This is a genomic window from Nocardioides gansuensis, from assembly GCF_003076135.1.
GTDB lineage: Bacteria > Actinomycetota > Actinomycetes > Propionibacteriales > Nocardioidaceae > Nocardioides > Nocardioides gansuensis.
In genome coordinates this window covers 223,738-245,412 of the sequence record NZ_QDGZ01000002.1, presented here as the reverse complement: position 1 = coordinate 245,412, position 21,675 = coordinate 223,738, and the positions used below count along the sequence as shown (strand labels likewise).

The following is a 21,675-nucleotide window of genomic DNA, read 5'->3' as shown; positions in this document are numbered from 1 at the left end:
GGTCACGCTTCCTGTTCCAAGATGTTCTTGGCTCGGTAGTACTGGTCGTCCTTTAAGCGCCCGAAGAGCACGAGTGACGACCCGAGGGTGTCGGACTGCTCGTAGCGGCCGGGGAAGAACATGAGCATGGGCTTGCCGGTCACGACGCTCTGAAGGTTGTTGAGCACGTTGTGGGACCGGATGTACGGGAAGACCTCACCGATGCCGGTGAGGAAGAAGATGTCGAACTCGCCGTCCTCGATCTTGGCGCGGATCGCCGGCGCGATGTGGAGCTGGGGGTCCAGCATCCCTTGGAGCATCTCGCGAAAGTCGTCCTTGTCCTGCTCTGGTTCGGCCTGCAGGACCCGCTCCCAGACGCCGCGCTCCTTGAGGATCTCGACGGCCAGGTCGTAGAGGTTGACCTCGCGCACGGTGATGCCGTGCTTCGTCGAGAGCTTGCTCTTGATGCGCTTCTTGGCCTGCGCCACGGCGAGGGACGCCTCGGGTGGGTACGGGTAGATGAAGAACGGGACCTCATTGCTCAGGCCCTCCATCTGAAGGAAGCGCCTCCCGCCAAGGACAGCGAACAGGTGCTCCTCCTGCTTGTGGAGATCGGCGGCATTCGTCATGCGGTGCCGCCCGTCGGAAAGAAGCGGAGGTCGTCGGACAGGGCATCCCTGAGCCGTGCGGAGAGGACGGCCTGATTGATGCGGCCGTCGTCGGAGATCAGGCCCGCCTCGACGAGCATGCGGAAGACGGTGGATCGGAGCTTGCGCAAGGTGGTGTCCTTGAGGTTGGCCACTTCTTCATGCCAGAGCGCCTTGACCCGGATGAAACTGTCGAAGTCGTCGTGGTCGAGCGTCTGGGCCAGCACGAGGTACCGCTCGCGTACAACCTCCTCAGCGAACTCGCCGATGAGGTCGTAACGGCGGCAGGCAGCGGCCCACATCAGGTAGCCGCGCTCGGTCGGCGTGGCGTCGATAAGCAGTTCGAGTTCGGCATCTGTGAGCACCGAGAGTCGCTGAGCGACCTCACGGGCGAGCCGGAAGCCAGACGAGCGCGTGCGGGCTTGGAGGAGATTGTCCTCCTCGATCAGTTCACGGACCTTCGCCCAATCCTGCACTCGCAGGTAGAGGGGCGCGGCCACCAAGGCTTCACGCACGAGAAGGGCACCACTGGTGAACGACAGCGCATAGCGCGCGGCTGCGGTCATGATGTGTGCCTCCTCTCTGCCTTGAACAAAGTCGATCAGGATATCGGGACCGTCCGACAGAACCGTCGGACAGAGTGCTTCAGCCAGAAGGGGTTGCGTCGTCGGCGACCGCCGCGCCCCCGCTCCGAACCCAGGCATCGACCTCGCTCGCCTGGAACTTCCAGAGGCGCCCCACCTTGTGGGCCGGCATCGCCTTGTCGGAGATCCACGAATAGACCGTGTCCTTCGTGACGCCGAGGTGGGCGGCGATGTCGTCGGCAGACAGCCAAGGCTCGGACATGGCGACGTGGCCTTCCAGTGGGCGAAACCGGTTCTTGCTGGGTATGGCCGAGCCTAGTGGAGGTTCTTGCCGGTTTTCTGGGGTTCTGTCGGACAACTCCGACAGACTTTGTCTCATGGCCGATTGGAGCCTCCTGCGAGCCCTGCTCGCCCCCGTCACCGACTCGGTCACTCTGAGCTGGGAGGACCTGGACGCCCTCGTCGGCGGGCTCCCGCCCTCCGCGTACACCCACTCTGCGTTCTGGAAGGGTGCGCGTAGCGGCTGGCCGGGGTTCTCGACCGTCGACGTGCGGGTCGGAGAGTCCGTGACGTTCCTTCGGAGTGGAGCTGCCCGGCCGTCGCCAACACATAGGCCGCTCCCCCGCACCGTCGCCGGTCCCGACAACTCGACCTCGGCAGACGTCATCCTGATCGGGTGCGTGAAGCGGAAACTTCCGACCGCAGCGCCGGCGAAGGACCTCTACGTGTCGCCGCTCTTCCGCAAGGGAAGGGAGTACGCCGAAAACGCCGGAGTCCCGTGGTTCATCCTGTCGGCGCAGCACGACCTCGTCGCGCCCGACGAAGAGCTCGAGCCTTACGACCTCCGATTGGGTGCGACGTCCCAGCAGTACCGACGCGAATGGGGCGGACGTGTCGTCGAAGCGCTGCGCGAGGCTCTCGGATCGATCGACGGGCTGAGCATCGAGGTCCATGCGGGCTCGGCTTACGTGGACGCGATCCGTGAAGGGCTGCGATCGGGCGGTGCAACGGTCGTCGAGCCTCTCGCTGGGTTGGGTCTCGGGCCGCGACTCGCGTGGTACGGCGACCGGGCGATCGCCCCGGCACCGTCAGCTCCTCGGCCCGACCTGGATGACCTGATCGCCCGACTCCTGCGAGCGGACAAGGCGATCTCCCCCGAAGAGTTCTTGGCGACGGGCGCCACGCTGTTCCGCTCCCCCGGGCTGTATAGCTGGTGGGTGGATGTGGAGGGTGCGGCGGATCTAGAAACCGGCCTTCGTCACCCAGTCGAACCCGGCCTCATCTACGCCGGCCTGGCTGGCGCCACGCGGTCGGGCGGCCGGAAGTCGAAGAACACGCTGTGGGGTCGTATCAAGACAATGCATCTCGGCGGGCGACACGAGTTCTCGACGTTCCGACTCAGCCTCGGGTCGGTCCTCGCCGAGTCACGAGGAGACCAGGAGATCGACGAGCCGGGGCTGACGGCCTGGATGCACGAGCACCTTCGTCTCATCGCCGTGCCTGTCAACGCCGCCGACACCCTGGGTGACGTCGAGACCGAGGTGCTGCAGCAACTGGATCCGCCGCTCAACCTCGACAAGGTGGCGCGCAACGCACTGCGGATTGAGCTCTCCGCGCTCAGGAAGAGGTACGGGCGCAAGCGACGGACGGCGACAGCAACACCGACAGACTGACCGGCTCGAGGACTGCGCCACCCGCTTCCTCACTCGTACTGCTTCGGGCTGAGTTCCGTCAGCGAGCCAACACTCGGACCTGACCCCACCGAGCAAGTGACCGCAGACAGTCGCTGACGACGAGGACACCCATCTTGATGGCGTCCCAGAGAAGCAGGAAGACGAGCAGGTTCAGCCATTCCGCAGAACCTGCTTCGATGATGCGTTCAAGCGCATGGGCCAGCGCGATCAGCGCCAATGAAAGCATCGCCAGTCCGATCGCACGTCGCACCTTGGGCCGGCTCCGACGCACGTGCCGTACAAGCATGTTCGAGGGCGCGATCGCCTGGATCCATCGGTGCAGGAAGGCGACCGCCAGGACGACCGGTATCGCAAGCAGGATGAGCATCGGGACCTCCAGTGGAGTGATGGACCACATCCGTCATAGGCCAGCCGCCGCCGAGCCACCGGGCCTGATCTCCGGTTGTGGAAACGAGACCACTGAGCAGACCTATGGGACTGAAATGGCATGCGCAGGTGTCGCGAGCCCGCGGTCGGTTCTGGTCTCGGCTGCCAGGCGTTGTGCCTCTCGGGCAGCCCACTGGGCCCGCCGCCGGTCGGCCCGCTGTGCGTCGTGCGCGGCTCCGCCCCCGACGGGCAGATCAGATTCGATCTTGTAGCGATCGCGGTATGCCGCGAGCGTGGCCACGGCGAGCATCCAGGGCGTCTGGTGCTTCGGATCGGTCGGCGGCCTTCCCATTCGGCGAGCCCAGGATGCGCCGGCGTCCACAGCTGCCGTCGCGAGTGCGATGGCCCGTGCCTCGATGAGTTTGGTCCGTTCGCCGATCGCCTGGCGGTCCTCGGCGGACATCTCCCCCAGCGGCTCCGGAATGAGGCCTGCGATCAGGCGCGGACGGAGTCGGCAGCCTCGGGGCGGGGACGCGGTCGCCTGCTCGACTCGGCAGCGAAGCACCGCGGCGATGTCGTCAGCGTCGCCGAGCGCGTGCTGCCCAACCACGCGCGGAACCAGCTTCTCGAGGTCGTGGTGGTAGGCCTCCGTCCGGCGGAGGGACGCGGTGAGCGGCCCGAAGGCGCTCGACTGGACGACCGCTTCGTGTTGTTCAGGCGTGAGACCGGACCGCCGCAGGAGTTCGACGAACCGGTCGCGCTGGGCGTCTGCCGCGATCGTCTCGAGCTCGGCGGCGAGGCGGTCGATGCCGCCATGGATGGCATACTCTGCCGCCATCGTCTGGTGCGCGGAGATGCTGGCGCCGCTGTGCCGAAGCACCCCGAAGAGCACGGTTCGGGCGGTGACGTCATCGGGCTCGGGTGTCGTGTGGCTGTCGTCGGGCTGGTCGAGTGCGACGTAGGCGATGTTCGACTCGCGACCGCGGCTCATGGAGACGTAGAGGTTCTCCCTTGTCGTCGACGGTGTGACCACGACGTGGGACGTGTCGACGGTGATGCCCTGGGCGCGATGGGCGGTGACGGCGTAACCGAGGTCTACGTACTCGGCGACGTACTCAGCCGGCAGCACCGTCTTGCCTCGACGCCGTTGATCGAGCCGGTCGACGAGCATCGAGCCGTCGCGGCGGATGTCGACCACCCGCCAGCGGTCACCGTTCTTGACCCAGCCACCACGAGAGGTCCGCAGGCCGCGCTCGTTGCGCCGGGTGATGACCACGTCTCCGACCGAGGCACGGTTGCCGGCGGCCAGCGGGATCTCGCGACCGTCGACGGCGCCATCGAGCAGCAGCCGTTCGGCGCGGGCCCGCTCGTTCAGGGTTCGTACGGCATGCGACGACTCGGTCACGAGGATGCTGGCCTTCCCGGCGCTGCAGTCTGCACGCCACGCCTCGTAGGCCCGATCGAGCATCTCGTCGGTCAGTCCCTCGCGGATTCGCTTCTGGCGGACGTACGTCGAGATGACGTCGACCTCACCCCGGCGAAGGGCGAGGGAAGCGTGCTTCTCCCACTCGTTCACGAAGCGATGGATGTCGGTCAGCTCCGGGGCATCGGTGCGGCGATCGACCAGGAGCGCGAAGGCGCCCCCGGCCTCGACGGCCTGAAGTTGATACGGATCACCGACGAGCAGGACCTTGGCTCCTGCGGCCTCTGCGATGCCGCTGATCCGGTCGAGCGTGGCCGTTCCCGCTAGTGTGGCCTCGTCGATGATCACCAGTTGCCCGGCGCGCAGATCCGTGCGCCCTTGGTCGTACTCATGCAGCCACTTCGCCGTGTTGTCACAGGCGACCCCCAGGTCGTCGGCCAGCGCCTGTGCAGCTGTCGCCGATGGCGCCAGCCCGATGACACTCCCCTGCCCATGCTCGTCGACCCACGCGGAGCGAAGGGCGCGCATCGTCGTCGTCTTGCCGGCGCCCGCGGGGCCAACAAGCAGGTCCAGCTTCCGCCCGGACGAGGTGATGCTCTCGAGTGCGGTCCGCTGTTGGGTGCTGAGGCGACCCCTCGAATGCCTCACCACCCGCGCCAGCGTGCTGCCCCGCACGGTCGGCGCGGTCGTGGCTTCCGAGCGGTCCAGGAGACGTGCTTCTGCATCGATGATCGCGGTCGAGGAGTACTTGGCCGAGTGCCGCGGCCGGAAGAGGCTGGTGCCGTCCTCTCGCTGGAAGCTGATCGGACTGCTCGCGAGCTCCGGCGGAGTCAGCGACACCGACTGACGCTGAGCTGCGTCGACCACCATGGCGACGACGGCCTCGCGGTCCGCGGTAGTCGCGAACCGTCGGTCCATCGTCTGCTTCGACGCCTCGGCCATGAGGTTCCAGTGGGTCCACACTGCCCTCTTGACCTCGACCACAGCCACGACGTCAGCGGCGATCGCCTCGATCGCTGCCAAGGGAACGTCGTCGACGGTGAGCGGTGCCCCACCAGCACCAAGGAGCGTTGCTGCCCACGCGGTTGCATCCGCGCCCAGTCGCTCGGATGCGCGGCGTCGCCACTCGGCTGTCAGGTCAACGAGCGACCGGAGCTCCTTTGGTGGCCGAGTCGCCAGGGTCGCATGGGCGCGCAGCTCCACGATGGTCCTGGCCGACGGCATCCGACCGTGCCGTGCTACGTACTCGGCGATGAGCTCGTCCTTCTTGAGCTCGATCTCGCGGGTCCGGCTCGAGAACTCGGCGATGAGCTCATCGCTGATGCCGGCGATCTCCCATTGCGGGTTGCGGTCGGCACTGCGTTGGCGGAGCTCCCACTCGACGCCGATGTCTCGGCTGAGTCGGTCGGCCAGCAGGGCGTTGTAGTGCGCTGACAGTCCCGTGACGGAGGAGAACACCGGGCGGCCGTCGAGGCTGCGCCACCGTCCGTCCATCACGGTCAGCACCTTGTTGGATACCACCACGTGCGTGTGGAGCTGTGGGTCTCCGGCGCGGGAGTCGAAGTGGTCGTAGGCGACGGCGGCGACCCCTGCCACGCTGACCTGGGCCACGGCGCCGTCGCTGTCGGAGATTCCGGCCCGCGTCGCGGCCACCTCTCGCTCGAAGAAGGCGATGACGTCGGCGACAGCCGCGTGATGTGCTTCTGCGATCCGCTCCTGGGTGGCCGCATCGGCGACTGCCCATAGCACCGACACCGACTTGGGGACGCTGAAGGTGAGATCGAAGCCCGCCACTGCCTGGCGCATGCCGGCAGCGGTCTCCTCGGCTTCGATCCGACTCGTTTCGGCCGCGCAGTCCTCCTGCGTCATCTCCGGATCGAGAGCCGCCACTCGCTCGTCGATGCGGTCCGCCAGGCGCTTGTACGTCGGATACGCACGCCCGAGCTGCTCCCCCGTGATCGGGTCCCGCCCCATGCCGATCAGCAGCGCGAGCTGCTCCTCGGTCACCTGCATCCCCGCGGCCAGCTGACCGCTCCCGAAGGTCCGGACTCCAGAGCCGAGCCAGCGGCCTGGCGGCGTACCGACCTCGGAGTAGTACCGGGTGAGTGGCGTCGACAGGGACCTGCTGCCGTCGCCCGCGGCGACGCTGCGCAGCAGGTACTGGTAGCCGCTGCCCGCGGACATACGACGCAGCGAGACCGTCACCACCGTTTCCCTTCCACAGCCCTCAGGTGCGCCTCTCCATCCACAGACCCCTCGATCTGCAAATCGTGTGAAGGCGAGAAGGGCTGGGGTGAACGAGGCAGAGCCGAAAGGGCGAAGGTCGGGATGAGCGAAGGGCGAGAGGTGGCGGGTGGCAATGAGGAGGTGGAGAAGGACAAGGAGAGGTGCAGTGGGTCGGGAGGGTTGGGAGGCAGGGAGCACCTGAGCGGTGGCCCGGAAGGCAAAGAACGCACGGGCCGAGACCGAGAAACGGGCTTACGATGAGGTCCAGACGATGCACGCACCGCCAGCGGGGTGTCGTCTGCGCCTCGAGCCGAACGGCGAGAGGATGCGAGCGAGCGCCATGAAGATTCGACTCGGGCTGATCTCCTGGGCGACCGGCACACTGATGTTGGCCGCGGTCTCCGCCTGTGGCGGCAGCGATCCTGATCCCCCGGCGACCGCCGAGCCGTCGTCGACGTCGCCAAGCCCATCAGCGACGAATTCCTCACCGAGCACTCCGTCCGACGCCGCGACCGCCGGGGCCACCGACGCGGTCCGCAGCTATTTCACGGTGGTCGACCAGCTCCGCAGCGATTCCGCGGCCGACCTCAGGAAGCTGAAGTCCGTCGCGACGAGCGCGCAGCTCAACGCCGTCACCACCCTCATCAACCGATCACGCGACGAGGGCCAGCGACAGACCGGCACAACAGCCATCAACGAGCTGAAGGTTCAGTCGGTCAACCTCGACAACTCCGACCCGAAGGCCGGCAAGGTCCCGACGGTCGTCATCGACGTCTGCTGGGACGTCAGTAAGGTCGACGTGCTCGACAAGCGCGGCAAGTCGATCGTCTCCCCCGACCGCCCGGACACCGGGTGGACGCGCTACACCGTCGCGAACTACAAGTACGCCGCCGACCCGACCGGCGGCTGGCGCGTGGCGACGGGCCAGGACCTCAAGCAGACGCCATGCGCGGCATCCTGACTCGCCTCCTCCTGACTGCGCTGACCGCCGCCGGCCTCTCCGTCCTCGCCCAGACTCCGTCGTATGCGGACACCGTGTGCTCGCAGACCGACCCCGCGACGGGCGAGTGCCTCATCTGGATCGAGGTGCCGGGCACGCGGGGTACGCCAGGTGAGCCGGGCGACGACGGACCACAGGACACCGGAAGCGGAGCCGCCTGCTACTGGGATGGCACGAGCCAGGGCGTCACGAAGCCACCGCCCGGACCGGTTCCCTGCACGAAGGACGGCGCCTACTGGTCGAACACGTACCACTGCTACATCAGCCCGGTCGAGCCTCCGCCGCCTGCAGGCGACCCGAGCTGGCAGGGTCATGAGCCCGGCGACGGCGCTGTGTATTACTGCGACCAGCCGCAGACGGGTCTGCTCATCACGATCTGGTCCCAGGACCCGCCGGCGAACTCCGGCACCGGACCAACTCCCCGCGAGGTAGCGCAGATCGCGATCGAGGAGATGCATCTGTCCGCCATCAACATCGGCATTGCGCCGGAGCCGGGTCCGGACAGCGTAGGCCTGGTCGGGATGCCCGTCTGGATGTGGGCCAAGGATCCGAACGCCCACACCGTCGGGCCCATCACTGAGAGCGCCTCCGCCGGCGGCATCACAGTCACGGCCACCGCGAAGGTCCTCCACATCACCTGGGACATGGGAGACGGCACCGAGGTCGTCTGCGACACGGCGGGCACGCCGTACAAGCCGTCGTACGGGAGGAAGGACTCCCCCGACTGCGGCCACACCTACACGAAGTCGAGCGCGCACGAGGCCGACGACGCCTACACCGTCACGGCGACGTCGAGCTGGGTCATCACGTGGTCGGGCGCCGGCCAGACGGGAACGATCCGGCTCGACGGCCTCAACCGCTCGACACAGATCCGGATCGGCGAGGCGCAGGTGCTCGTGAACTGACGAGCTGCGCGGGAGGTACGACGAAGTGTCCACAACTGCCCGAGAGGACCGGAGGACCGGCCCACGCCCGGCCACGCCGGAGACCGCTTCCACCATCACTCCGCCGCCCAAGCTGCGGAGACGCCCTGCGCTGGTCGTGGCCGCGGTCATCGTGACGGCGCTCGGATGCCTGCTCGGCGCGTGGGCCTGGAGCGCGACGACGAACACGCAGGAGGTGCTCGCCGCCCGCGACACGATCCACCGCGGTGAGGTGATCGGGGCCGAGGACATCCAGCGGATCCGGATCAGCGCCGACCCGGCGCTGTCGCCGTTGCCCGCTTCGGCGTTCGACGATGTCGTCGGGCAGCGAGCAGCGCTCGACATCGCGGCTGGCGGCCTGCTCACCATCGAGTCGACGGCCGACGAGCCGCTACCTCCGCAGGGTCAGTCGATCGTCGGGATCTCCCTGACACCCGCGCAGGTCCCCGGAATGCCTCTGTACGGCGGCGACACGGTCCGCATCATCGTCACGCCGGGCGACAACGGAGAGGCACCCGCCAACTCCCCGCAGTTCACGGTCGCCGAGGTCGTCGACACGTACTTGGACGAGACGACCGGGAACACGGTTGTCAACGTTCTGGTGCCCCATGCCGACGCCGGCGTCCTTGCCGCGCGAGCCGCCACCGGGAACGTCGCCCTGGTGCTGGACTCCGGAGCCGAATGATGGCCGTCATCTGCCTGACCTCTGCATCCGGCTCGCCCGGCGTCACCACGACGGCCGTGGGTCTCGCGTTCTGCTGGCCGCGTCCCGTGCTTCTCCTCGAGGCCGACCCGACAGGTGGCTCCGCCATCCTCGCCGGGTTCATGAAGGGCACGACGCCGTACGACGCCGGACTCGTCGAGCTCGCGCTCTCGCCGCTCAGCACGGCGGATGCGCTACGGGACGTCGTCCGGCGACTGAGCCCGAACGTCTCCCTCATCGCGGGAACGCGGACACACGCTCAGGCGGCGGCACTACGCGACGTGTGGGAACCACTCGGCTCGGCCTTGCGCGAACTCGAAGCAAGCGGGCAGGACGTCATCGCCGATGCGGGCAGACTCGGGCTGACGGGGTCGCCGCAGCAACTCCTGGACTCAGCTGACGCAACCCTGCTGGTCACTCGCGCCAACCTGCCGGCGATCTCCGCGGCACGCTCATGGGCCGAGACCGTCCGCGAACCCGGGACCGGATGGAGGCACCCGGGCCTGCTCCTGATCGGCGAAGGTCAGCCCTATCGAGACAGCGAGGTCTCCAAGGTGCTCGGCATGCCCGTGGTGGCCGACCTCCCCGACGATCCGGCGGCGGCCGCGGTCTACCACCGCGGCGCGCACCCGCCCCGCCACTTCGAGACGGGCCCCTACATCCGGGGGCTCCAGGCAGCCGCTCAGTCGGTCCAGGCGCACGTCGCACGTGGTCGGTTCGCCATCGTCGAGGAGGCCAAGCGATGACTGAGGCCTCCCGCTACCTGAGCGAGTACGGCGACCTGTCCCGCCTGCCGCTGTTCAGCCAGCCGACCAACGGGTCGACGCCGGCAGCCGCCAAGCTGGGCGCTCCGGTCACCGCTCCTCCGCCGTCGGGCCCCGATGTCGACTGGTCCGTCGTGTCGGAACTGCGAGCTCGAGCGTCCGAGCAGCTGAGCCAGGCCGTCGCCTCAGACCGAAGCCGCCTCGATAAGGCAGCTCAGCAGGAGCTCGGCCGTTCGATCGTGCTGGACCTCATCGAGTCCGCGATGGCGGACGATGTCGACGCCGGCCGCAGGGCATGGAGCCCCGCGCGCCAGCAGGCCACGGCGCAGGCTGTCTTCGACTCGCTCTTCCGCCTGGGTCGACTGCAGCCGCTGGTCGACAACGATGACATCGAGAACATCGTGATCGTCGGCCACGACAACGTCCTCCTCGAACTGGTCGACGGCACCCTGATCGACGGCCCACCCGTCGCGGACTCCGACCAGGAGCTCATCGACTTCCTGGTCTTCCTCGCCTCGCGCAGCGAGGTCAACGCTCGCTCCTTCTCCGAGGCCCAGCCGCGGCTGCATCTGCGGTTGGACGGCGGATCCCGCCTGGCCGCCGCGGCCTGGGTCACGCCCCGTCCATCGGTCGTGATCCGACGGCACCGGCTGATGCAGGTCACCCTCGACGACCTCGTCGCCAGAGAGATGATGACGCCGACCGCGGCATCGTTCCTGCGAGCCGCCGTCCGAGCACGACGCTCGATCGTCGTGGCCGGCGCCCAGGGAGCGGGCAAGACAACCCTGGTCCGCGCGCTCTGCGCCGAGATCGACGCCATGGAGGCGATCGGCACGTTCGAGACCGAGTACGAGCTCCACCTCCACGAGCTCGGCCGCCACAAGGTCGTCCACGCCTGGGAGGCACGGCCGGGGTCCGGAGAGCGCGGGCCCGATGGCCGCCAGGCCGGCGAGTTCACGCTCGACGAGGCCCTCGTCGACTCCTTCCGGTTCAACCTCTCGCGCCAGATCGTCGGGGAGGTCCGAGGCAAGGAGATCTGGGCGATGATCAAGGCGATGGAGTCCGGCACCGGCTCCATCTCGACGACCCACGCGGCTGACGCCGTCTCGGCCGTCCGCAAGCTCGTCACGTGCGCGATGGAGGCCGGTCCTCACGTCACCCAGGGGCTCGCCACAAGCAAGCTCGCGGCCACGGTGGATCTCATCGTCCAGCTGAGCATGGAGACCAGGTCCGTTCCCGGCGGCGCCCAGCGGACGAGGAGGGTCGCCGAGATCATCGCCCTCGCTCCAGGTGAGAAGGAGGTCGGGTACGCCACCACGCATGTCTTTCGTGCCGATGCATCAGGTGTCGCCGTACCGGACGTGCTTCCGGACGAGTACCGCGCACTGGCCCACCACGGCTTCGACCTCGCGGCGTACCTCTCGACCCAGCCGTACGGAGGCCAGCCGTGACTCCCGTGCTTCCCGCTCTCGCAGGTGGACTGATCGCCATCGGCATCCTCGGGATCGTCCTCGGCCTGCGACAGACAGCCGAACCTCCTCGCCAGAGGCGAATGGCCCGAGGCCGCCGCGTCGCCGTGACCTCGCGCACGCGGATGCTTCTTCTGGTCGGTGTCGGGCTGGGCATTCTCGGCTGGGTCATCACCGGGTGGGTACTTGCGCTGGTCATTGCGCCGGTGGCGGTCATCGGACTGCCCGCCCTGCTGGGCGCTCCGCCTGCCGCCACCCAGATCAGCCGGCTGGAAGCGATGGAGGAATGGACGCGGTCACTCTCGGGCGTCCTCACCGTCGGGATCGGCCTCGAGCAGGCGCTGGTCGCAACGCTGCGCTCCACTCCAGCGCCGATCAGTCCTGAGGTCAGCCGGCTCGTCGGTCGCCTTCGCGCACGATGGGACACCGAGACGGCGCTCAGGGCCTTCGCGGACGAACTCGACGATGCGACAGGCGACCTGATCGCCGCGAACCTCATCCTCGGAGCACGCCGCCGCGGCGCCGGGCTCGCGAGCGTTCTCGAAGGTCTCGCGGAGTCGGTCGCGGCCGACGTACGGGCCCGCCGTCAGGTGGAGGCCGATCGAGCCAAGCCTCGCGCGACCGCTCGATGGGTGACACTCATCAGCGCCAGCGTGCTGGTCGTTCTTGCGCTCTCTGGCCAGTACGTCGAGCCGTACGCGACCGCCATCGGCCAGGTGATCCTCGTCGTGCTTCTCTCGGCATACGTCGGCACCCTGATCTGGATGCGGCGCATGGCCACCGGAAAGCCGCTGCCGCGCTTCCTCGAAGCCCGACCCGATGCGGTGGCGACGCCATGATCACGGGTCTCCAATTGGCGGTCCTGTCCGGCGGCCTCATCGGCCTCGGACTCGCTCTGGTCGTCGCGCGACTCCTGCCCGCGGAGCCGGACCTCGCGGACGCGTTGGAAAGGGTCTCCTCGACGCGCAACCGCGCAAACACCAATGCTGCGGCGGCGCGGACTGGCAAGGAACGGCTCGGGCTGTGGGGCATGCGGGTGCTGCCTCCGGGAGTGTGGGTACGGACGCCGACCCGCGAGCTTGCCCTGCTCCGGATATCCGTCGCGCAGTTCTACGGCGAGAAGCTGACTTTCGCCGGCCTCGGGCTCCTCATCCCGCCTGGGCTCACCCTGCTCTTCAACTCTCTCGGCCTCGGCCTTCCACTTCAGATCCCGGCGCTCGCGTCGATCGGCCTCGCGGCCGTCATGTTCTTCATCCCGAACTACAACGCGCTCGACGAGGCGCGGAAGGCGCGCGTCGAGTTCGCCCGCGCCCTCGGCGCCTACATCGACCTGGTCGCACTCGAGAGGCACAACGGCATCGGTGTCCGACAGGCCATGGAAGCGGCGGCGGAGGTCGGCGACTCCTGGGTCTTCACCCGGCTCTCGGAGGAGCTGACGCGGTCGCGGTGGTCGGGCCTCCCGCCTTGGGACGCATTGCACACCTTGGCAGAGGAGCTCGGACTGCCCGAGCTCGACGACTTCGCCGACATCATGCGGCTCTCCGGCGAGGAGGGAGCGAGCGTGTACGCCACCCTGCGTGCCCGGTCCGCCGCCATGCGCACGGCGATGCTCAACGAAGAGATCGCCCAGGCGAACGCCGTCGGCGAGCGGATGACCATCCCCGGCTCGCTGCTGGGCGTCATCTTCATGGCCCTGCTCGTTGCCCCCTCATTGCTTCGCATGTTCACGACCGCGTGACACGGAAGGACAGATCCAAGGAGGAACTCATGTTGAAAGTCCTGATCCTGCTTCAACTGGCGGTCCTGACCGCTTACGACGACCTGCGAGCCGCCCGGCGGGACGAGTGTGGCTCGGTGACCACGGAGCACGTCCTCTGGGCCGTCGCCGTGATCGCCATCGTCGGGATCGTGGTCGCGGCCGTGACGACCTATGTCAAAAGTCAGGCCGGCAACATCAAGTAGCCGCCGCCGGCGGCGCGACGACCGGGGCTCGGTCTCGATCGAGCTCGTCATCCTGCTGCCCGCTCTCTTCGCGGTCATGTTCCTTGGGATGCAGGCCGCGCTCTTCTATCACGCGCGGACGGTGGCCATCGCCGCGGCGCAGGAGGGCGCACGAGCGGCCGGCGCTGAACACGGCCGCGAGGCCGACGGCGTCGGAGCGGCCAACGACTTCCTCGCTGAAGCTGGTGGCGACGACGTGATCACCGGGACCTCGACCACCGCCAATCGCACAACCACGACCGCGACGGTCACGGTCACGGGCTTCAGCCTGAGCGTGATCCCCGGATGGAACGTCCGGATCACCCAGAGCGCGTCGGTCCCCGTTGAGCGGCTGACTGCTCCGAACGCGGCGGGAACACCGTGAAGCGGAGAGACGAGCGCGGGTCGGCGGCGATTGAGGCGGCGATCGGGGTACCTGCGTTCGCGCTGTTTGTCGGCCTGATCATCTTCGGCGGCCGCACGGCGACCACCCACGAGGCGCTGCAGTCGGCTGCCGCGGACGGCGCCAGGTCGGCCTCCCTGGCGCGGGACGCGCAGGGGGCACGCGCCGACGCTCGCGCGGCTGCCGTAGCGAGCATCTCGAACCAGAAGATCGGCTGCTCCGACGTCGACGTCACCGTCGACACCAACGACTTCAACAAGCAGCCCGGTGTGCCCGGCTCGGTCGAGGTCACCGTCTCCTGCCGCCTGAACCTCTCCGACCTGGCGGTCCCGGGCGTCCCCGGCTCGCGGGTGATGCAGGCGACCATGTCCAGCCCGATCGACACCTGGCGGGAACGATGACCCGGCGGCGCGACGAGCGCGGCTCGATCACCGTGTGGCTGGCCCTGGCCAGCTTCGTGATGATGTTCCTCGTCGGACTGGCCGTCGACCTCGGCGGCCAGGTGCACGCCCACGAGCGAGCCCACGATGTGGCAGCCCAAGCGGCTCGCGCCGGCGGCGAAGAGGTCGAGGGCAGCGCGGCCATCCAAGGGCGCGAACTCACCATCAGCCCAGCTGCGGCGCGTGCCGCGGCTCAGCGCTACCTCGACTCCGCGGGCGTCACCGGCACCGTCGAGATCACCAACGGCGACACGATCACGGTCACCGTGCACGACTCGTACAACCCGCAGTTCCTGGGCTTGATCGGCATCCACCGGCTGGACGTGTCGGGCACCGCGACGGCTCGTCTCATCCGCACCCTCGGAGGTAACCAGCGATGAGCACCCTCAACTCCCACCTGCGTGGCCTGGCAGCCACGCTGGCCCTTGTCGCTTTCGTGCTCGGCGTACCGACTGTCCTGGTCGCGATCGACGCGGTTCCGGACCTTGCGAAGTTCGCGTGGTCGCGACTCACCGCACCGGACGACGGCACGCTGGTGGTCGAACTGATCGCCGCAGTCGGCTGGATCGCGTGGGCAGTGTTCACCTGCCAGGTCATCGCATCCATCGTGTCCCAGGTTCGGGGCATCCGCAGCCCACGGTTGCCGGGACTGGGTGTGCCGCAAGTCGCGGCAGATCGACTCGTCGCCGCAGCCGCCTTGCTGTTCGTCGCCTTGCCGACGGCGACCCCGTTCCTGCCCCAGCCGAGGGCCGAGGCCGCTGCGACGGCCGCACCCCTGCCCGACCACTCCCGACTCACGGTGGAGCCTGCATCCGCCACTGCCCTTGCGCCAACGGTCGAGCATGAGAAGGAGAAGGAGAAGGAGCCAGAGGTCGAGCAGTACACGGTCAAGCGCGGCGACAGCCTCTGGAAGATCGCCGAAGAACGACTCGGTGACGGCACGCGGTACGTCGAGCTCGTGGCGCTTAACGAGGCCGTCCTCGACGGGCGTCCCGACTTCCTCCTGCCGGGCACCATCCTGCGAGTGCCGGTCGCCGAGACCGCTCCGGCGGACGCCTACGTCGTGCGGCCCGGCGACACCCTCTCGGAGATCGCAGAGGACGAGCTCGGCGACGCAGACGCCTACCCCGCCATCTACGAGGCCTCCCGGGACACCGTCCAGCCCACCGGTGACCATCTCACCGATCCCGACCTGATCCTGCCCGGTTGGAAGCTGACCATCCCCGGGCAGAAGCCGCCGCCGGACTCACGGGAACCCAAGCACGCGAAGCCGCCGGAAGAGGTACCCGATACGACCCCACCTCCGACCGACGTCACGCCTACTGAACCGGTCGGCGAAGTGGACCCTGATTCCGACGAGTCTGGCCAGAGTTCGGACGACAGCGTCGTTCCGAGCTGGCTCGTTCCCGGACTCGCCGGGGCGGGAGCGGTCCTCGGCGGCGCGCTCTGGATCGCACTCCGCTCACAGCGACGAACGCAACTGCGCCATCGGCGTCCCGGAACGGTCATCCCTCCCCCGCCCGCCGAGCTCGTTCCAGTCGAGAAGACGGCACGGGCCACCGCATCCGCGATCGCGCCCCGGATCTACGCCCTCGACTCCGCACTGCGATCTCTGCCACCGCTGCGCCTGGTCACGGCAACGCTCTCAGCGGACGAGATCTCCCTCGCGCTCGGCGAGCCAGCCCAACTGCCGGAGCCATGGTCCGGGGCAGGCACCGAATGGCGGATCGATCTGGCCTCGGTGCCCGAGCACCCCGAGGACTCGTTCCCGCCGTATCCACTCCTGGTGAGCGTCGGCCAAGACGACGACGGCTCCTTCCTGTTCCTCAACCTGGAGGAGCTCCGCACGCTTACGGTCACCGGAGCCAGCGATCGGAAGGCCTCCTTCGCACGCCACGTGGCGGCTGAACTGGCCGTCAACCCGTGGTCGGTCGTGACGACGGTGGAGGTCCTCGGTCTCGGGTCCGACCTCTCGTCCTTCAACCTCGGCCGCGTGCGCACCCACCCTGCTGGAGACACCGGATTCATCGGCGAGCTGGCCCGCGACCTGTCTTCGATCACCGAGCCGTTCGATCCCGACGACTTCCACGTGGTGATCATCGCCTCGGCGGACCGTCCTACCTCGGATCTCGATGCGCTCGCTGACGTGATCGAACGGATCCCTGGTCGTTCGTCGGCGGTGCTCCTCGATCTCCAGGGCGAGCCTCGACCCTCGGGCACTCAACTGGAACTGACCGATGACGTGCGCGCCTCCGAGCGCCGAGCCTCGGGGTCGACGTCCAACCGGCAGAGTTGAGCGCCGATGAGGCCCGCGCTTGCGCTCTGCTCCTCGACCTCACTCTGGATGAGCAGCTCGTTCCCGTCCCGCAACCCGACGGCGACACTGCGGTCACCGACTTGGCGGGTGCACTATCGGAACGGCTCACCGAACCGCGGCCGGAGGTCGGCGCGGCCGGAGAGGAATCCCTACTCCCGCTCGACGCGGTCGTGTACGCAGACGCCGCCGCGACGACCACCGAAGACGTCGAGGTGCTCGCGCCGCGGGCGGCGCCCGAGGCCCGCCCCGCCGTCGACGCCGCGGACCCGACGCTCGACGAGGACCTCGCTCGCTGGGAGTCGCCAACGCTGTCCGCAGCGAAGCTGACCCTCCTCGGGCCGGTCGGCGCCCGCACGACGGGCGACACGAAGGCAACTGCGCACCGGCGGCCGTTCTACGTCGAACTGCTGGCCTACCTCGCACTCCATCCCCGCGGGGTCTCCGGACACGACGTGGCTGACGCGTTCGGGATCCGCCCGGAGCGCGTTCGCGTCGACATGAGCCAACTGCGTCGATGGCTGGGCAACGATCCCCGCACAGGGAAGCCCTACCTGCCAAAGGCACAACCTGGGCCAGACCCGGACTCACCGGCCCTCTACAGGCTCGACGGCGTGCTGTGCGACCTCGACCTGTTCCGACGTCTCAGGGCCCGTGGACAGAGTCGCGGTGTCAGCGGCATCGAAGATCTGATCGCGGCACTGCGACTGGTCATCGGCGAGCCGTTCACCGAGCTCCGCGAGGGTCACTGGAACTGGCTCCTCGACGGCGACCGCTGGGACCACATCATGACCAGCGCCATCGTCGACGTAGGGCACGTTGTCACCACCCACGCTCTCACCGCAGGCGACCACGACCTCGCGCTCTGGGCGGCTCAGGTGGCCTACGCCGCGGCGCCGTACGACGAGGTTGCCCAACTCGACATCGTCCAGGCCGAGAAGGCCGCTGGTGATGATGCAAAGGCAGCCCGGGAGCTGAACGACAAGGTCTTCAACCGTCGCGACGATGAACTCGCGCCGATCGACCTCCCGCAGCGCACCGCTCAGATCGTCGATCAGAAGGACTGGGCTGGTCATGGACGTCGCCCTCGCCGTACAGGCTGAACCTGGGTGACACAGCTATCGCCTGATGGTCTGCGAGGCGCGCCCTCACTCATCCTTCGCCGTGGGCGGACGCCGTCCACGTATGACCGCACGCGTCGCAACATCTGTTGTAGCCGGGATGGACACATCCGACCCAGCTCACCCAGTCGGGACTGGCCGCGGCCGGAGGGCCGGCCAGGTAACCGATGACAAGATGCCGGACCTGATGATCCCCGCACACGGGACAGGTCCCTCGCGGTTGGTCGTACGACGAAGCCTCGTGATCGTCGCTGGGCGGCAGCATCATGACGCGATGCCCTCCGGCGCTTCCTTAAGGAGGACCCGGCGGAGGGCCTTCCTCAGCACCTTCGTGGTGCGCTGAGCGTGCTCGCGCTCGCCCTCGCACACCTCCGCCTCCTCGTACTCGCCTGCCGCGCGGGCCTCGTCCCGAGCCGCCCGCCAGGCGATCCCCTGCTCCTCGTTCCAGCCGATCAGCTCGAGAAGCAGATGGGGGTCATGGCCGCAGAGCCGCGCCGCGACCTTCGGCCGGATGGAACCCGGCTGCTCGGCGTCGAGTTGCAGCAACGACAGCATCACGGGGTGGATGGCGTCATCTTCCGGAGCCTCTGGCTCAGGAGTGTCGATGATCCCGAGGCGAGTCCACAGCTGCACCACCTGCCGAGCCAGATCGAGCATCTCGTCCAGGTCGTCCGGCGCCCGGAGCTCGAGGTACCTGTCGACGATGGCGCACAGCTCGTCGTACGTCTCGTCATCGAAGGTGGCACGGAACATGTCGGCTACCTCGTCACGCACGTCCTCAGGCAGGTGCCGGAGGCCTCGCACGAGCAGGGCCTGGCCCGCGGGGAACCAGCCGTCGTACTCGGTAACGAGCGTGGCGCCCACCCTCTGAAGCGCCGGGATCGCCTCTGGATACCAGTCGACGAGCAAGGCCTCGATGCGCTGGTCCTCGAGGACCATCCAGGCCCAGTGGAGGTCATCGGTGAACTCCTCTGCACCGCCGGCCGCTTCCCGGACTCTCGGCTTGGCGACGGAGAACAGCACTCGGGCCACCTCGTGGAAGTTCAGCCCCAGCAGCCGCAGAGTCGCCTCCCCGGGCCCATGGGCTTCGAACCATCCCTCGGCCACGCCCTGCAGGATTGCGATCTCCCGTCGCTCGACGTTGGTCCACGTCAGTGCATGCGGAACCTCTTCCTCGGTGACCCAGTCCATCGTGATCGTCGACATCCCGGTGATGGCCTGCTCAATGCCCCGGTTGAGCTGCTGGAGCGTCCACAGCCAGGTCCCCCAAAACGCGTTGTCCGTCATCGACTCCCCCTCGTTCGCGTAACCCCATGGGACCACGTCCCCCCGACGCAACTCCCTGCTCTCACGGTGCGCCTCCACAGGTCCGGACCTTGCGGATAACCGCGGCGACGTCGAGGAAGTTGTTGCGCCGCCACTGCCGGATCCGCTGCCTGCCGAGCGCCAACTCCGTCCGAGTCGCGCCGTTCTTGCGGAGCCACCAGTCGAGCGCGTCCTCGGCGTAACCGACGTAGGCGATCTCGCGCCGCTCCCTGATCCGGTCCAGGGCCTCGATCGGGTCCCATCCCTGGACCAGCATCACGGCGAAACCCATCGAGGGCCCGCGGTTGATGCCCATGTGGCAGTGCACGAGCACGCGCCCTCCGCTGTTCAGTTGTGTGAGCACGTACGACGTGCTGATGTCGAACCACTCATCAGGCATCCGCTGCCCAGCGTCGTCGACCCCGAACCACCGATACCGGATCGACGGCTTGGCCACCGTCACCCAGTCTGCGTCGTTCCACTCGAGCCTGAGATCGACGATGTCCGTGATGCCGGCTGCTTCGAGTTCTTCGAGCTGGATGGCTGCGAGCTCCGGGTCGCTGATCTCGAGATCGCCGCCGATCCAGAGGCCCTCATCGACGTGACTGCCGTTGGCCCATCGCAGGATGCCGCTGCTACCGGCACGCGGGCTCATGAGCGTCCCCGGACGTAGCGCGACGTGGTGCTCGCGAAGTGAGGCTTCCACGACCACTGATCCATGACGTACATCCCGAACTCGTCCTCCGTCAGCTCGATGACGTTGTCAATCTGCATCCGGGCCATCATCAGGATGCGGTCGTAGTCGTCGGTGTGGTCTTCGGGCTCCGGCAGGCCGATGTACTGATTGATCTCCCGGCCGCGCCGGACGTCGCGGAGGCGTCGCTCCAGTTCCTGGATCCACCGGTCGCGATAGCCCTCAAGTGCTGCCTCGAAGACCGCTCGGTGGTTGTCGCGGTTCGCCTGAACCTTCGCCACGAACTCGTCTCGATCGATACGGATGACCCTCATCGGCCCATCACCTCCTCCATGCGGTCGCGAACGATTGCCCACTGCGCGGCGGCGACCTCAAAGGCGTTTGCGCGGTTCGGCATGCGGAAGAGATCGAAGTCCGCGAACTCAGGCGACTGCTTCAGTTCCGAGCGGGTGATGACCGGCTCGTCGAAGACACAGCACAGAGCGACCTCCGCGGACTTCCTCAGCGCCCGGGGACCGTCCGGGTCCTGATAGTTCCGGGGGTGGCTCAACTCCTCGATGACCCCACTGGCCACCCCGAAGCCGATGAGGCCGGCGGTGTCACCCCGGCCCGACCTCCAGAACAGAACGATGTCGTCGAGGCGGATGTCGTCGGCGTGCCTGTCGAGGGCGGGATACTCGAGGTCCTCACCAGCGTTCCAGCTCAGCTGGAGCGCCCGGGCACTGCGTGGGCTGTACTGGAAGAGCCAGACGGGAATCGCCGCGATCTGGGCTGTCGTGAGGCTGGAAGCCTCGTCTGTCGTCATCGTCACTGGTTGGTCCTTCGTCTCGGGCCGCCCGATCAGCAGCCTCTAACCAATGACTCGTAGGCCGGGGCGGCAGGGGGACACCCACTCACCAACTTCGTTGCCGTCCCTTATCCGTGGCCCGGCGCATACGCTGCAATCATGGGTGGCGACGAGGCTCAGACAGACGGCGCGACATCTGAGTTCTTGACCTCCCTGCCCGACGTTCAACGATTGGCCGGCTCCGTCGAGCCGATGGTGAGGCGCATCGTCAGGCGCCGCGCGAGCGCGTACCCGGGGATGTTCAACTCAGCGGATATCGAGGAACTGACGGGAACGGTCCTCGAGATGTACGCCCGTGCCTGGGACCGAGGGAAAGGCGAGGTAGACAGAGGCGACCAAACTGACGAGCACGGTCAGCCGCTGTCGCCCGATGCACGTGACGACAAGCTTGGCGCGTGGCTCAAGACCGTGGCGGGCCGTGTGGTCATCGACGAACTTCGCCGTCGAGGGGCGCAGCGGCGGCGCGGTGACGGACCCGACCTGGCGTTGGACGACGACGAGTCAGTCGACCGGCGTCTGCAGGTCGCCCTTGGCGAGATGGCGACACCATCGTTGCTGACGCATCACAAGCTCCTGCTCCTGAAGGCGCTCGACCTCGTCGAGAAGAAGCATCCCAAAGACCCCGAACTGATCCGCCTCCGGTATGAACTCGGGCTCAGCGTGAAGGAGATCGCGGACCGTCGCCACGAGAGCGAGGAAGCGGTCAAGAAGCGCCTTCAGAGGGCGACCAAGCGGCTACGAGACGTCATCGAGCAGATCGAAAACGATGCCCTCCCCGATGAAACCTGACATA

General features: G+C 67.8%; 24 protein-coding genes. 15 read left to right on the top strand and 9 right to left on the bottom strand.

The annotated features are described in order from the left end of the window. Positions 1 to 2 precede the first annotated feature (2 nt). The 3 genes from DDE18_RS05455 to DDE18_RS05445 all read right to left on the bottom strand — a co-directional run bounded on the left by DDE18_RS05455 (position 3) and on the right by DDE18_RS05445 (position 1,472). The gene (locus DDE18_RS05455) at positions 3 to 608 is read right to left on the bottom strand and encodes a DUF1788 domain-containing protein (protein WP_116571232.1); all 606 of its coding nucleotides are present in this window, start codon (positions 606 to 608) and stop codon (positions 3 to 5) included. Next, positions 605 to 1,192, bottom strand: a complete 588-nt coding sequence (locus tag DDE18_RS05450) for a DUF1819 family protein (protein WP_116571231.1) — start codon at positions 1,190 to 1,192, stop codon at positions 605 to 607. Before DDE18_RS05450 ends, DDE18_RS05455 begins: the two co-directional genes overlap by 4 nt. A gap of 79 nt (positions 1,193 to 1,271) precedes the next feature. Beyond that, positions 1,272 to 1,472: a helix-turn-helix domain-containing protein gene (locus DDE18_RS05445; RefSeq protein WP_116571230.1), complete on the bottom strand. Its 201-nt coding sequence runs from the start codon at positions 1,470 to 1,472 to the stop codon at positions 1,272 to 1,274. On the opposite strand from DDE18_RS05445, the gene DDE18_RS05440 reads away from it, so the two are divergent. Then, positions 1,441 to 2,883 (top strand): DUF6884 domain-containing protein, encoded by a 1,443-nt coding sequence (locus DDE18_RS05440; RefSeq protein WP_342748904.1) that lies wholly within the window; start codon positions 1,441 to 1,443, stop codon positions 2,881 to 2,883. The two genes, DDE18_RS05445 and DDE18_RS05440, sit on opposite strands and share 32 nt — an antisense overlap. A gap of 58 nt (positions 2,884 to 2,941) precedes the next feature. Here DDE18_RS05440 and DDE18_RS05435 read toward each other — a convergent pair whose 3' ends face one another. Beyond that, entirely contained in the window at positions 2,942 to 3,271 is a 330-nt protein-coding gene (locus DDE18_RS05435; protein ID WP_133241167.1) for a hypothetical protein, read from the bottom strand. A 102-nt stretch (positions 3,272 to 3,373) separates the two neighbouring features. Then, positions 3,374 to 6,898 carry a MobF family relaxase gene (mobF, locus tag DDE18_RS05430; RefSeq protein WP_211754416.1) on the bottom strand — a complete coding sequence of 1,175 codons (3,525 nt, stop codon included), beginning with the start codon at positions 6,896 to 6,898 and terminating at the stop codon, positions 3,374 to 3,376. 361 nt (positions 6,899 to 7,259) lie between these two features. On the opposite strand from mobF, the gene DDE18_RS05425 reads away from it, so the two are divergent. From DDE18_RS05425 to DDE18_RS05365, 13 genes are all read left to right on the top strand, one after another. After that, positions 7,260 to 7,880, top strand: coding sequence for a hypothetical protein (locus tag DDE18_RS05425; RefSeq protein ID WP_116571226.1), 621 nt, complete (start codon positions 7,260 to 7,262; stop codon positions 7,878 to 7,880). Continuing rightward, entirely contained in the window at positions 7,865 to 8,824 is a 960-nt protein-coding gene (locus DDE18_RS05420; protein ID WP_116571225.1) for a hypothetical protein, read from the top strand. The genes DDE18_RS05425 and DDE18_RS05420 overlap by 16 nt, the downstream gene beginning before the upstream one ends. A gap of 136 nt (positions 8,825 to 8,960) precedes the next feature. Beyond that, complete coding sequence (locus DDE18_RS05415) at positions 8,961 to 9,527, top strand: SAF domain-containing protein (RefSeq protein WP_245916464.1); 567 nt, start codon at positions 8,961 to 8,963, stop codon at positions 9,525 to 9,527. Positions 9,528 to 10,076: 549 nt separating this feature from the next. Continuing rightward, positions 10,077 to 10,295 (top strand): hypothetical protein, encoded by a 219-nt coding sequence (locus tag DDE18_RS24215; protein WP_116571508.1) that lies wholly within the window; start codon positions 10,077 to 10,079, stop codon positions 10,293 to 10,295. Further along, the gene (locus DDE18_RS05405) at positions 10,288 to 11,760 is read left to right on the top strand and encodes a TadA family conjugal transfer-associated ATPase (RefSeq protein ID WP_116571224.1); all 1,473 of its coding nucleotides are present in this window, start codon (positions 10,288 to 10,290) and stop codon (positions 11,758 to 11,760) included. Before DDE18_RS24215 ends, DDE18_RS05405 begins: the two co-directional genes overlap by 8 nt. Further along, positions 11,757 to 12,617 carry a type II secretion system F family protein gene (locus DDE18_RS05400; RefSeq protein WP_165821046.1) on the top strand — a complete coding sequence of 287 codons (861 nt, stop codon included), beginning with the start codon at positions 11,757 to 11,759 and terminating at the stop codon, positions 12,615 to 12,617. Before DDE18_RS05405 ends, DDE18_RS05400 begins: the two co-directional genes overlap by 4 nt. Beyond that, a complete protein-coding gene (locus tag DDE18_RS05395; protein WP_116571223.1) occupies positions 12,614 to 13,516 on the top strand; it encodes a type II secretion system F family protein in 903 nt (300 codons plus the stop codon). Before DDE18_RS05400 ends, DDE18_RS05395 begins: the two co-directional genes overlap by 4 nt. Before the next feature lie 29 nt (positions 13,517 to 13,545). Continuing rightward, entirely contained in the window at positions 13,546 to 13,740 is a 195-nt protein-coding gene (locus tag DDE18_RS05390) for a hypothetical protein (protein ID WP_116571222.1), read from the top strand. After that, positions 13,709 to 14,143, top strand: coding sequence for a TadE family protein (locus tag DDE18_RS05385; RefSeq protein ID WP_116571221.1), 435 nt, complete (start codon positions 13,709 to 13,711; stop codon positions 14,141 to 14,143). The genes DDE18_RS05390 and DDE18_RS05385 overlap by 32 nt, the downstream gene beginning before the upstream one ends. Continuing rightward, the gene (locus DDE18_RS05380) at positions 14,140 to 14,562 is read left to right on the top strand and encodes a TadE/TadG family type IV pilus assembly protein (RefSeq protein WP_116571220.1); all 423 of its coding nucleotides are present in this window, start codon (positions 14,140 to 14,142) and stop codon (positions 14,560 to 14,562) included. Before DDE18_RS05385 ends, DDE18_RS05380 begins: the two co-directional genes overlap by 4 nt. After that, entirely contained in the window at positions 14,559 to 14,981 is a 423-nt protein-coding gene (locus DDE18_RS05375; protein WP_116571219.1) for a TadE/TadG family type IV pilus assembly protein, read from the top strand. Before DDE18_RS05380 ends, DDE18_RS05375 begins: the two co-directional genes overlap by 4 nt. Beyond that, positions 14,978 to 16,897 carry a LysM peptidoglycan-binding domain-containing protein gene (locus DDE18_RS05370; RefSeq protein WP_116571218.1) on the top strand — a complete coding sequence of 640 codons (1,920 nt, stop codon included), beginning with the start codon at positions 14,978 to 14,980 and terminating at the stop codon, positions 16,895 to 16,897. The genes DDE18_RS05375 and DDE18_RS05370 overlap by 4 nt, the downstream gene beginning before the upstream one ends. Before the next feature lie 191 nt (positions 16,898 to 17,088). Further along, the gene (locus DDE18_RS05365) at positions 17,089 to 18,018 is read left to right on the top strand and encodes an AfsR/SARP family transcriptional regulator (RefSeq protein WP_116571217.1); all 930 of its coding nucleotides are present in this window, start codon (positions 17,089 to 17,091) and stop codon (positions 18,016 to 18,018) included. Positions 18,019 to 18,300: 282 nt separating this feature from the next. On the opposite strand, the gene DDE18_RS23320 is transcribed toward DDE18_RS05365, so the two are convergent. From DDE18_RS23320 to DDE18_RS05340, 4 genes are all read right to left on the bottom strand, one after another. Continuing rightward, positions 18,301 to 19,323 carry a hypothetical protein gene (locus DDE18_RS23320; protein ID WP_211754415.1) on the bottom strand — a complete coding sequence of 341 codons (1,023 nt, stop codon included), beginning with the start codon at positions 19,321 to 19,323 and terminating at the stop codon, positions 18,301 to 18,303. Between the two features lie 61 nt (positions 19,324 to 19,384). Next, a complete protein-coding gene (locus tag DDE18_RS05350; RefSeq protein WP_116571216.1) occupies positions 19,385 to 19,996 on the bottom strand; it encodes a dual specificity protein phosphatase family protein in 612 nt (203 codons plus the stop codon). Next, entirely contained in the window at positions 19,993 to 20,349 is a 357-nt protein-coding gene (locus DDE18_RS05345; protein ID WP_116571215.1) for a hypothetical protein, read from the bottom strand. The genes DDE18_RS05350 and DDE18_RS05345 overlap by 4 nt, the downstream gene beginning before the upstream one ends. Then, positions 20,346 to 20,840, bottom strand: a complete 495-nt coding sequence (locus tag DDE18_RS05340) for an EVE domain-containing protein (RefSeq protein WP_133241166.1) — start codon at positions 20,838 to 20,840, stop codon at positions 20,346 to 20,348. The genes DDE18_RS05345 and DDE18_RS05340 overlap by 4 nt, the downstream gene beginning before the upstream one ends. Positions 20,841 to 20,981: 141 nt before the next feature. Here DDE18_RS05340 and DDE18_RS05335 point away from each other — a divergent pair, with 141 nt between their 5' ends. Continuing rightward, positions 20,982 to 21,671 (top strand): sigma-70 family RNA polymerase sigma factor, encoded by a 690-nt coding sequence (locus DDE18_RS05335; RefSeq protein ID WP_116571213.1) that lies wholly within the window; start codon positions 20,982 to 20,984, stop codon positions 21,669 to 21,671. Positions 21,672 to 21,675 lie beyond the last annotated feature (4 nt).

Bases quoted from the DNA above. Each gene is read 5' to 3' on its own strand.
- DDE18_RS05455 (WP_116571232.1), bottom strand. From the start codon at position 608: ATGACGAATGCCGCCGATCTCCACAAGCAGGAGGAGCACCTGTTCGCT.
- DDE18_RS05450 (WP_116571231.1), bottom strand. From the start codon at position 1,192: ATGACCGCAGCCGCGCGCTATGCGCTGTCGTTCACCAGTGGTGCCCTT.
- DDE18_RS05440 (WP_342748904.1), top strand. From the start codon at position 1,441: ATGTCGTCGGCAGACAGCCAAGGCTCGGACATGGCGACGTGGCCTTCC.
- DDE18_RS05445 (WP_116571230.1), bottom strand. From the start codon at position 1,472: ATGTCCGAGCCTTGGCTGTCTGCCGACGACATCGCCGCCCACCTCGGC.
- DDE18_RS05435 (WP_133241167.1), bottom strand. From the start codon at position 3,271: ATGCTCATCCTGCTTGCGATACCGGTCGTCCTGGCGGTCGCCTTCCTG.
- DDE18_RS05425 (WP_116571226.1), top strand. From the start codon at position 7,260: ATGAAGATTCGACTCGGGCTGATCTCCTGGGCGACCGGCACACTGATG.
- DDE18_RS05420 (WP_116571225.1), top strand. From the start codon at position 7,865: ATGCGCGGCATCCTGACTCGCCTCCTCCTGACTGCGCTGACCGCCGCC.
- DDE18_RS05405 (WP_116571224.1), top strand. From the start codon at position 10,288: ATGACTGAGGCCTCCCGCTACCTGAGCGAGTACGGCGACCTGTCCCGC.
- DDE18_RS05395 (WP_116571223.1), top strand. From the start codon at position 12,614: ATGATCACGGGTCTCCAATTGGCGGTCCTGTCCGGCGGCCTCATCGGC.
- DDE18_RS05390 (WP_116571222.1), top strand. From the start codon at position 13,546: ATGTTGAAAGTCCTGATCCTGCTTCAACTGGCGGTCCTGACCGCTTAC.
- DDE18_RS05385 (WP_116571221.1), top strand. From the start codon at position 13,709: ATGTCAAAAGTCAGGCCGGCAACATCAAGTAGCCGCCGCCGGCGGCGC.
- DDE18_RS05375 (WP_116571219.1), top strand. From the start codon at position 14,559: ATGACCCGGCGGCGCGACGAGCGCGGCTCGATCACCGTGTGGCTGGCC.
- DDE18_RS05370 (WP_116571218.1), top strand. From the start codon at position 14,978: ATGAGCACCCTCAACTCCCACCTGCGTGGCCTGGCAGCCACGCTGGCC.
- DDE18_RS23320 (WP_211754415.1), bottom strand. From the start codon at position 19,323: ATGACGGACAACGCGTTTTGGGGGACCTGGCTGTGGACGCTCCAGCAG.
- DDE18_RS05350 (WP_116571216.1), bottom strand. From the start codon at position 19,996: ATGAGCCCGCGTGCCGGTAGCAGCGGCATCCTGCGATGGGCCAACGGC.
- DDE18_RS05345 (WP_116571215.1), bottom strand. From the start codon at position 20,349: ATGAGGGTCATCCGTATCGATCGAGACGAGTTCGTGGCGAAGGTTCAG.
- DDE18_RS05340 (WP_133241166.1), bottom strand. From the start codon at position 20,840: ATGACGACAGACGAGGCTTCCAGCCTCACGACAGCCCAGATCGCGGCG.
- DDE18_RS05335 (WP_116571213.1), top strand. From the start codon at position 20,982: ATGGGTGGCGACGAGGCTCAGACAGACGGCGCGACATCTGAGTTCTTG.